Raw genomic sequence first — 11,004 nt, 5'->3', positions numbered from 1 at the left:
CTTGTTTCAGAAGGAACAAGCTCTGTTTTTATAAGGTTAGGGATTTATGGCAACAATACACACTAGCGGTACTCAGCTAGAAAATCAGGTCACTCAGCTACCACTCAACAAAGCATTTCTGGCTTCTTTAGCTGTTGTATTCTTGTTAGCTATGCATTTTTTTATGCCGAATCCTGGTGGTTCGGGCCTTGCTCTATCCTTTAACCCTACCACTTGGCTAGCGCTAAGCTTCACGCTAGCGATTGGCTTTTACCAACTCGCGACCAATCGAGTACTCAAGTATTCCAAATTAACAATTGGCTTGTTGATTAGCTGCATCATACTCACGCTACCCATTTTATACAGCAATGCTGCACCTCAAGGAGCGTCAGGACGCTTGCTTGGATTGTGGGCGGGCTTTGCCTTATTTGTGGTGCTGCAGCAATTTAAGTTCAGCAATAAACACAAGCAACGTATGTTGTGGTTCATTGTACTTGCTGTTGTTATACAAGCACTATTTGGCTATGTGCAATATTTCTTATTAGAACCTGGCAACCTATTTGGCTACAACACTGCTGCAAACCGACCATATGGGATATTTCAACAACCGAATGTAATGGCAAGCTTTCTTGCTACTGGTTTTGTGCTGTCCGCTTACCTTTTAGCAAGGCAGCCGGCTAAATATAACCATAAGATCAGCGAATCATTCCTACTGTATTTAACTCCAACCTTAACCGTGCCCTTGCTGATCATCATTGCATCACGTACCGGATGGTTGGCCGCTGTCATTGGGTTTATCTGCATTCTGCCCTATCTATACAAGTTCTCGACCAAGAAACGCTTCTACGGATGGTGCGCATCAGTGCTCGTCGGTGTCGTCGTCGCTTTTACGGTGATCAGCCTAAGTGCGACTGATAGCCTCGCTAGCAAGAGAGCAAACCTAGAAAGCCCGCGCGCTTATACGTTCCCGCAAGCTTTAGATATGATGATCGAAAAGCCATTTACAGGTTATGGTTACGGGAAATTTGAGTCTGAATACACGCTATATACAGCTCGCCAACATCAACTCAACTCGAACTATCATCCAGGTCTTCCTTCAATGGATCACCCGCACAATGAGTTCCTGTTTTGGGGAGTTGAAGGGGGGATTGTACCAATCATCGGAATCTTGATTGCTGCAATATTGGTGATGTCACGCATAACAAGTTCAGCAAAGGGAACACGTCTAGCCCTGCTCGCGTTATTTATCCCAATCCTTTTGCACTCTCAACTTGAGTATCCTTTTTACCACTCGGCGATTCACTGGATAACATTCATTATATTGATTTACTGGGTAGATCAGCGCTCTTCCCGACATTATCAACAGTCGTTCAGTATCATCAGCAAGACCCTATTTAGAGTGTTGAGCCTAGTGCTCCCTATTTTGGTCAGTTTTTATATGTTGAGCGCCCTGCACACCAACTATGTACTGACTAAGTTTGAACTGTCTAAGCCGAAAAATCCGGACATTCTTAAGCAGGTAACGAACCCAGTGGTGTGGAAAGATCGCTACGATTGGGATATATACAGCACTTACCTTAATATCGGCCTCTACAAAGCCGACCCGAGCCTTATACAGCCTTACATCGATTGGTCACTGGAGATCATTAAGAGCAAACCAAGACCGGCTTTCTACAGCAATCTGATTCTGGCGTATCAAGGCCTAGGAGAAGAAAGTAAAGCAGAGCAAATTCGTAGCGAAGCGAACTTTTTATTCCCTAACAGAGACTTTTCAAAGGTTCAGTATAAGAAAGTGTCACAAGCAGAAGATAACGTTTCGTCTGCAGAATAATGTTAAGAATTCGCAACGCAAGCTTCACTTAGTAGGCAGTAGGAGCTTGGGGTAGATACAAAAAATCGCACGATCTCTCGTGCGCTTTTCTTTTTAATTTCAGTTCATGCAGCTACTTCAAAACATCTTTTAGCGCTTTTAGGCACAACGCGACATTCTCTTTACGAGCACCGTAACCCATTAGGCCGATACGCCATGCCTTACCAGCCAAAGAGCCAAGCCCAGCACCGATTTCAAGATTATATTCTTCTAAAAGCTGCGTTCTGATCTTAGCCTCATCAATTCCTTCTGGGAAATAAAGTGCATTAAGCTGCGGCAGGCGGCTCTCTTCATCAACCACAAACTTTAACCCTAGAGCTTCTACGCCTTCTTTAAGCTCTTGGTGCATCGCATGATGACGAGACCACGCATTATCTAAGCCTTCATTTTTCAACAAAACCAGCGACTCATGCAGAGCATAAAGGCTGTTCACGGGTGCGGTATGGTGGTAGCTACGCTTACCTTCTCCACTCCAGTAACCTAATACTAAACTTTGATCCAAAAACCAGCTTTGCACTGGTGCTTTACGGGCTTTCATTTTATCAACCGCACGCTGAGAGAAAGTCACTGGAGATAGCCCTGGCACACAAGACAGACACTTTTGGCTGCCAGAATAAACCGCATCAAGCTGCCACTCATCAACCAGCAATGGCACACCACCTAATGATGTCACTGCATCAACAATCGTTAACGCATCAAACTGACGAGCGACAGCAGAGATAGCTTGAGCATCAGATAACGCTCCGGTTGATGTCTCTGCATGCACAAATGCAACAGCAACGGCATCGGGGTTTTCTGCCAATGCTTGTTCTACCTTTTCAACTGAAACGGGCTTGCCCCATTCGTCATCAACAAGGATGGCTTCGCCACCACAACGCACCACGTTTTCTCGCATACGCTCACCGAAGACACCGTTACGACAAACAATCACCTTTTCACCAGGCTCAATCAAGTTAACAAAACAGGTCTCCATACCTGCACTGCCCGGTGCAGAAACGGCAATCGTAAATTCGTTTTCAGTCTGAAAAGCGTATTTAAGAAGTTGTTTAAGCTCATCCATCATCGCAATAAACAGCGGATCTAGGTGACCTATGGTTGGACGGCTCAAAGCCTGTAGCACTTGAGGTGAGATATCAGAAGGACCAGGCCCCATTAACGTTCGGTGTGGTGGATAAAAGCTATCGATAGCAGTAGTGAGTGTGAAATTAGACATGTACATCCCTTACGTTAATGTTGTGAACAATCCACCCTAAAGCAAATTGATTACCTCAGCAATTAGCCATAAGTATTGAGGTCAAACCACTGTCACATAATTGTTAAAATTATTTTTCAATTATCTCAAGTTACGGATTGACATTGTTACCACAAAAACGTTCAATGAAACGGCTATCTAGCAGAAGAGGAGCACTGCCCAGGCAGATGTTTTGTGGAACCGCATTTCCAATACAAAACATTTATGGGGAGCAGTGCCGAGATAATAAAAGGATGCAGGACCTTTATTATCGGTTGAGCGGGCTGAATCCCGTCAACTGTCGCCATTTCTATATGGTGAAGAGCTTCTGAGGTTACTATTCTAATAATTCCTCTCTTTTTGCTCTAAAACTCTCTTCGAAAAACATCGGACGTTGGATTACCCAACCGTAATTTTATTTTAGGAAGTCGTGGGAGATATATCGTGAGTGCATCTAATGTAGCTGGTTCTTTTAATGTCGCTAAGTTTGGTGGAACAAGTGTTGCCAACTTTGAAGCAATGAGCCGTTGTGCTGCCATTATTGAAAACAACTCAAACACGAAACTGGTCGTGAGTAGTGCATGCTCTGGTGTCACTAACTTGCTGGTTGAACTAGCACATGGTGTTCAAGACAAAGCTCGTCGTCAGGAACTAATGGCGCAATTAGCGGACATTCACAACGCAATTCTTGACCAACTCGCAGATCCAATCAGCATCGAAAAAGAAGTCCACAGCATTCTTGATGACATTGCGAGCGCTGCAGAGGCCGCATCATTCCAAACAAGTACTAAACTGACGGATCACCTTGTCGCATGTGGCGAGTTGATGTCGACACACATCTTGGCTCAGATCATCTCTGAACGAGGCACTCCTGCTGTTCGCTTTGATATCAGAGATGTGATGCGTACTAATGATGATTTTGGTAAAGCCGAACCTCAACTAGAAGATATTGCCGCTCTAGCGCAACAGAAACTTATTCCACTTTGCCAACAACAAGTTGTCGTTACACAAGGTTTTATCGGTGCTGATAGCGAAGGCAACACCACGACTTTAGGCCGCGGTGGCAGTGATTACTCAGCAGCATTGATTGCCGAATCTGTAAAGGCGATTGGTCTAGAAATCTGGACGGATGTTCCGGGTATTTACACCACTGACCCTCGTATTGCACCTAAAGCTTCTCCTATCCCAGAGATCAGCTTTAGTGAAGCATCGGAAATGGCAAACTTTGGTGCGAAGATCTTGCATCCATCGACTCTAGTACCTGCATTACGCCACCAAATCCCGGTATTTGTCGGCTCTTCTAAAGCACCAGAGCTCGGTGGTACTTGGATTCGTCAAGAAGTTGAGAGCTCTCCTCTATTTAGAGCGCTTGCCCTACGCTGCAACCAAACTATGGTTACGCTACGCAGTGCTAACATGTTCCATGCATATGGCTTCTTGGCAAAGGTATTCGAGATCCTTGCTAAACATAAGATCTCGGTCGATCTTATCACCACTTCAGAGATCAGTGTTTCACTAACACTCGATCAAACGGATACCTCTGGTGGTGCCCCTGAGTTACCTGAAGCCGCTCGCATTGAGCTTGAGGAGCTGTGTTCTGTAGATATTGAACACGACCTATGCCTTGTTGCTCTTATTGGTAACAACATGAGTGAAAGCAAAGGCTATGCAAAGCAGGTCTTCGGCACTCTTGAAGACTTCAACCTACGCATGATTTGTTACGGTGCAAGCCCACACAACCTGTGCTTCTTACTAAATGAATCTGTTTCTAAGTTGGCGATTCAAAAACTGCACCAAGAATTATTTGAATAGAAAGTCCGTTTATCATCGACAGATAAATCACAAATACAAAAAGGGTTGCTATTCAGCAACCCTTTCTCTTTTTACTTTACGAATCAAAGCTCATCATAGATTCAAACTAGTTAATGTTAGGACCTAACCACTTCTCGGCTTCTAACATATCCCAACCTTTGCGGTCAGCATAGCTATCCACTTGATCCTGTTGAATCTGTGCAATAGCAAAGTATCGGGCATCAGGATGTGAGAAGTACATACCAGATACCGAAGCACCAGGCCACATCGCGTAGCTTGTCGTTAATGACATGTCGATTGCCTTTTCAACGTCCATCAGCTCCCACAACGTGCCTTTCTCTGTATGCTCAGGGCAAGCAGGGTAACCTGGAGCTGGACGAATACCTTGGTATTTCTCTCGAATCAAATCGTCGTTAGACAAATTCTCATCTGGCGAGTAACCCCAGATATCCTTTCTCACTTCTTTATGCAGATATTCCGCGAACGCTTCAGCCAATCGGTCAGCAACCGCCTGAATCATAATCGCGTTGTAGTCATCGCCTTTCGCTTTATATTCATCAGCCAGCTCTCGCTCACCAATACCACCCGTCACCGCAAAGCCACCAATCCAGTCCGCTTTACCGCTTTCTTTTGGCGCAATGTAATCTGACAGGCAATAGTTAAAACCTTTTGGTTTCTCTGTTTGTTGACGAAGATTGTGTAGAACTTTTAGAACTTCGGTACGAGATTCATCGGTATACACCTCAATATCATCACCAACACTGTTCGCTGGGAACATGGCACACATGCCACGCGCTTCAAGTAATTTCTCTTTCTCTACGCGATCCAGTAAATCATTAGCATCTTTGAATAAACGTTTTGCCTCTTCACCCACTTCCTCATGATCAAGGATTGCAGGGTATTTACCAACCAATGACCATGTCATAAAGAATGGAGTCCAATCGATATACTGACGCAAAGTTGCCACATCAAAATCATTGAAGATATGAACTCCCGGCTTAGCGGGTGCCGGTGGCGTATACGCATCCCAATCGATAGCAACTTTATTGGCACGAGCTCTTTCAAGCGTGACAGGCTTGGTACGAGGCTTCTTACGATTGTGCTGATCTCGAACGCGATCGTAATCGATATCCAGCTTCTCAACGAAAGCGGGTTTCAATTCATCAGAAAGTAGTGAAGTACAAACACCCACTGCACGCGAGGCATTATTTACGTATACAACAGGTTCTGAATAATTCTGCTCAATCTTAACTGCTGTGTGAGCTTTAGATGTGGTTGCGCCGCCAATCAGAAGAGGCAGCTTGAAACCCTGTCTCTCCATTTCTTTAGCAACATGTACCATTTCATCAAGAGACGGTGTAATCAGCCCAGACAGGCCAATAATGTCGACATTCTCTTCTTTCGCTACCTTGAGAATCTTCTCGCAAGAAACCATCACACCTAAGTCGATAATTTCGTAGTTATTACACTGTAAAACCACACCAACGATATTTTTACCGATATCGTGAACGTCACCTTTAACGGTCGCTAACAAAATCTTACCGTTAGTTGCGCCCACTTCTTTGGATGCATTAATGAATGGTTCTAAATGGGCAACCGCCTGTTTCATCACACGCGCAGACTTTACAACCTGTGGTAAGAACATCTTACCTTCACCAAACAGGTCACCAACAACGTTCATTCCGTCCATTAGAGGACCTTCAATCACTTCAATAGGACGAGAGGCATTAACACGAGCTTCTTCGGTATCTTCAACAATAAAGTCGGTGATACCTTTTACCAAAGAGTGCTCCAAACGCTTCTCTACAGGCCAAGTTCGCCACTCTAATGCAGATTTATCTTCAACCTTACCAACAGCACGCTCTAGGTATTCGGTCGCCATATCCAGCAATCTTTCAGTCGAATCATCACGACGGTTTAGTACGACATCTTCAACAGCATCACGCAGATCTTCTGGAACATTATCGTAAATTTCCAACTGACCAGCGTTTACAATGCCCATATCCATACCGTTTTTAAAACAGTGATATAGGAATACCGCGTGAATAGCCTCACGGACGTAGTTATTACCACGGAATGAGAATGAAACATTCGACACACCGCCAGAGATCATCGCATGCGGGAGATCGCGTTTGATGTCTCCTACTGCTTCAATGAAATCAACCGCATAGTTATTATGCTCATCGATACCAGTAGCCACTGCGAAAATATTCGGGTCAAAAATAATATCTTCTGGTGGGAAACCGACTTCATCAACAAGAATGTTGTAGGCATTGGTACAGATTTCGACTTTACGCTCTCGAGTATCAGCCTGCCCGACTTCATCAAACGCCATCACGATCACAGCAGCACCATAACGACGAACTAATTTGGCTTGCTCAACAAACTTCTCTTTGCCTTCTTTTAGAGAGATTGAGTTAACGATGCCTTTGCCTTGAATACACTTTAGGCCAGCTTCGATAACTTCCCACTTAGAAGAATCGACCATAACAGGTACTTTCGAGATTTCAGGTTCTGAAGCACATAGATTCAGGAATTTAACCATACACGCCTCGGCGTCTAGCATCCCTTCATCCATGTTGATATCGATAATTTGAGCACCATTCTCGACTTGCTCTCGAGCTACACTCAAGGCTTCGTCGTAGAGCTCTTCTTTGATAAGGCGCTTAAAGCGTGCAGAGCCGGTAACATTGGTCCGCTCACCTACATTCACGAACAAAGATTCTTTAGCTATCGTCAGTGGCTCTAGTCCCGAAAGACGACAAGAAACTGGTAAGTCTGGCAATTGACGCGGCGTTACACCTTCAACGGCCTCAGCCATTTGACGGATATGCTCTGGAGTAGTACCACAACACCCACCAATTAGGTTCAAGAAGCCACTTTCAGCCCACTCTTTAACATGTTCAGCCATATCCTCAGGAGAAAGGTCATACTCGCCAAATGCATTAGGCAAACCCGCATTAGGGTGAGCAGAAACATTGCACTCTGAGATACGAGACATCTCACCGACATACTCACGCAGTTCATCAGGGCCCAATGCACAGTTCAATCCAAATGAGATTGGTTTTACATGACGAAGGGCGTTGTAGAATGCTTCTGTCGTCTGTCCTGAAAGGGTACGACCTGATGCGTCAGTGATGGTACCGGAAATCATCACTGGAAGAGCAATACCCACCTCTTCAAAAACAGATTCAACGGCAAAGGCACACGCTTTCGCGTTTAACGTATCAAAGATAGTTTCAATAAGAATTAAATCTGAACCGCCCTTAATGAGCGCGCGAGTCGATTCAGAATAGGCTTCAACCAGTTCGTCAAAGCTAACATTACGGTAACCTGGATCGTTTACATCAGGCGAGATAGAACAAGTTCGGTTGGTTGGACCTAATACACCCGCGACGAAGCGAGGTTTATCTGGGGTCTTTGCAGTCCATTCATCAGCTGCTTCACGAGCAAGCTTGGCAGCAGCAAAGTTAATCTCTTCACTAAGGCTTTCCATATCATAGTCGGCCATAGCGATGGTTGTAGCGTTAAAGGTATTGGTTTCGAGGATGTCAGCCCCAGCTTCCAAATACTCCATATGGATATCTTTGATAAGCTTAGACTGTGTAAGAACTAAAAGGTCATTGTTGCCCTTCAAGTCACTGTGCCAATCAGCAAAGCGTTCACCACGATAGTCTTGCTCTTCCAATTTATAATCCTGAATCATGGTGCCCATGCCACCATCAATCAGTAAAATTCGTTGCTTCAACAGAGCGTCAATCTTTTGCCTTACATTACTTCCCACGGTACAACCTCATTCCTTTAATTATCCCTCCATCCTATCACACATTAAAAAGGAGTCTAGACGTCTAAAAAAGGAAATTGATTACTGAGTCATGACAAAAAAATGTTTGCTATTTGAGCATGAGACAACGAAAATTCATATTCATACTTTGTTACATGTTGGAATCCCAATGTCGGTCTATTACACCTTATGCTTCTTGTCCGCTGCAGCCATGCTTATTGCTTTCGTGAATACAAAAATTGGTAAAATGCAGACAACCATCGCCATCACAGCTGGCTCAATGATGTTATCTCTATTGATTATCATTGCGGGACAAAATAATTGGTTCCAATTGGCAGACATTGCCTCAGAGACCGTTGCCAGTATCAATTTTGAAGATTTCCTTCTAAAAGGGATATTAGGATTCTTACTATTTGCAGGCGGTTTGGGAATCAAATTACCAAACCTAAAAGACCAGAAATGGGAAATAACAGTACTCGCGTTAGGTGCTACGCTGTTTTCAACATTCTTTATCGGTTTTGTGCTGTACGGGTTTTGCCAGTTCATCGGTATTCAATTTGATCTGATTTACTGCCTACTCTTTGGCTCGCTAATCTCTCCAACCGATCCCATCGCCGTGCTAGCAATAGTAAAGAAACTCGACGCTCCCAGAAGAATCTCTACTCAAATCGAGGGAGAATCTCTATTCAACGATGGTTTTGGCTTAGTTATCTTCGTAACCCTATTTACTATCGCATTCGGCACAGAAGCGCCAACCGTCGGTAGTGTGACCATGCTATTCGTTCAAGAGGCAATTGGCGGCATCGTCTACGGTTTTGTTTTAGGTCTTGTATTCCATTACCTAATCAGCAACACCGACGACCACTCGATGGAGTTGCTATTAACCATCGGCATTCCAACTGCTGGTTATGCGTTTGCTGAAGTTCTACATGTATCAGGCCCATTAGCGATGGTGGTCTCAGGTATCATGATTGGTAACTGGACTCGCTTTATCGGATTCTCAAAAGAGAGTGAAGATCACTTAGATCATTTCTGGGAATTGATAGATGAATTCTTAAACGGCGTATTATTCCTACTAATTGGTATGTCGATGCTGTTATTCAAATTCCACCAAGAAGATTGGATCTTAATGGCGTTCGCAGTCCCTCTAGTATTGAGTGCACGTTACTTGAGTGTTTTCTTGTCTTACATCGGATTTAAACGCTTTAGAACTTACAACCCGTGGTCGATTAAGATCCTAACTTGGGGTGGTTTACGCGGTGGCTTAGCACTAGCCATGGCACTTTCAATCCCTTCAGGTATCTGGGTAATTGAAGACAAAGCAATAGATGTAAAAGAGATAATCCTTGTCATGACATACGCCGTTGTTGTGTTCTCTATTCTAGTTCAAGGCTCAACAATCACTCCTATGATAGAGAAAGCAAAGCAAGCAGAGAAAGAGCTAGATTAATATCTAAATAGATCAACCAAGGCCGCCTACTTTAGGTGGCCTTTTTTATACCCAATGAAAGTCGAACTCACCAATTCCCATACTGGAGCTATCGCTGAAAGATATGCGTGGAACATAGAGCTCATATCGATATTTGATACCGCTAATATTTGAGTAATCGAAAGCCTTAATGTGGGTGGACAGAACTCTTTAAGGAGCTTAAGTCATACAGAGAACTCGTTCTTGTGCGCACTCGCTAGTCTACCCAATAACCCACTCTCAAGTTATATAAGCTTCAATCGAAAGACTTCACCTTTCACCTGGAAACAAAAATAACGGGACTCAACGTCTCGCTAGAATAGCGTTAGTTATTAACAGGACTACGGAGCTAGATGAGTGGTGAACAGAAAGCTTTAGCTTTGAACTAAGTCATTAAATACAGCAAGGCTGCACTAAATCAGTGTTCGATAGAGATAGCTAAAGGAACACATGGTACTTCAAGTGATACTTGTAAAAATGACAGGAATAAAAAGCGCTAGCATTTCTGCCGAGACGTGCAGACTAGAGTCTTAAATATGGCAAGGCTGGAATGAGTAGGCACTCCGGAGATTCGAGCACGCAGGTGAGCTAGGAGCGCCTAGTTATCCCAACATTACTTCGTAGAAGCAGCAGATACAAAAAAGCCCCAGTATTTCTGCTGAGGCTTAGTATATGGAAAGGTTGGAGGTTTAGACTCCCAACACGCGCTGTTTTGGTAAGTAGGAGAATCCGCGGCTTTGCTAATGGCGTATATTATACCAATCCGGAAAATTAACTGATCAGGTCAATCCAATCTCTTGTACACATTTTTGTGACGCGATCTTTGCACTCAAGAAATCCATTCCAAGCGCTACAGACCT

General features: G+C 44.1%; 5 protein-coding genes and 1 riboswitch. Of the genes, 3 read left to right on the top strand and 2 right to left on the bottom strand.

The window, feature by feature from the left end:
* Positions 1–46: 46 nt before the first annotated feature.
* Positions 47–1,810 (top strand): PglL family O-oligosaccharyltransferase, encoded by a 1,764-nt coding sequence (locus AB4583_RS01365; RefSeq protein WP_372116087.1) that lies wholly within the window; start codon positions 47–49, stop codon positions 1,808–1,810.
* Positions 1,811–1,922: 112 nt separating this feature from the next.
* Here AB4583_RS01365 and AB4583_RS01360 read toward each other — a convergent pair whose 3' ends face one another.
* On the bottom strand, positions 1,923–3,062 hold the full coding sequence (locus tag AB4583_RS01360; RefSeq protein ID WP_102332733.1) for an alanine--glyoxylate aminotransferase family protein: 1,140 nt from the start codon (positions 3,060–3,062) through the stop codon (positions 1,923–1,925).
* Positions 3,063–3,238: 176 nt separating this feature from the next.
* A riboswitch (Lysine riboswitch) is annotated at positions 3,239–3,416 on the top strand.
* 108 nt (positions 3,417–3,524) lie between these two features.
* Between AB4583_RS01360 and lysC the strand changes: the two genes are divergently transcribed.
* Positions 3,525–4,892: a lysine-sensitive aspartokinase 3 gene (gene lysC / locus AB4583_RS01355; protein ID WP_372072816.1), complete on the top strand. Its 1,368-nt coding sequence runs from the start codon at positions 3,525–3,527 to the stop codon at positions 4,890–4,892.
* A gap of 106 nt (positions 4,893–4,998) precedes the next feature.
* On the opposite strand, the gene metH is transcribed toward lysC, so the two are convergent.
* Positions 4,999–8,676 carry a methionine synthase gene (gene metH / locus AB4583_RS01350; RefSeq protein WP_017071532.1) on the bottom strand — a complete coding sequence of 1,226 codons (3,678 nt, stop codon included), beginning with the start codon at positions 8,674–8,676 and terminating at the stop codon, positions 4,999–5,001.
* 169 nt (positions 8,677–8,845) lie between these two features.
* On the opposite strand from metH, the gene AB4583_RS01345 reads away from it, so the two are divergent.
* Positions 8,846–10,126, top strand: a complete 1,281-nt coding sequence (locus AB4583_RS01345) for a sodium:proton antiporter (RefSeq protein ID WP_017061334.1) — start codon at positions 8,846–8,848, stop codon at positions 10,124–10,126.
* The last annotated feature ends 878 nt before the right edge of the window (positions 10,127–11,004 follow it).

It is taken from the genome of Vibrio sp. 10N.222.49.C12, assembly GCF_041475025.1.
Lineage (GTDB): Bacteria > Pseudomonadota > Gammaproteobacteria > Enterobacterales > Vibrionaceae > Vibrio > Vibrio crassostreae_C.
Note: the sequence above shows the minus strand (reverse complement) of the source record. Positions and strands in the feature narration are given on the sequence as shown.

What these genes read in the sequence shown, in the direction of transcription:
- AB4583_RS01345 (WP_017061334.1), top strand. Translation starts at nt 8,846, where the DNA reads ATGTCGGTCTATTACACCTTATGCTTCTTGTCCGCTGCAGCCATGCTT.
- AB4583_RS01365 (WP_372116087.1), top strand. Translation starts at nt 47, where the DNA reads ATGGCAACAATACACACTAGCGGTACTCAGCTAGAAAATCAGGTCACT.
- AB4583_RS01360 (WP_102332733.1), bottom strand. Translation starts at nt 3,062, where the DNA reads ATGTCTAATTTCACACTCACTACTGCTATCGATAGCTTTTATCCACCA.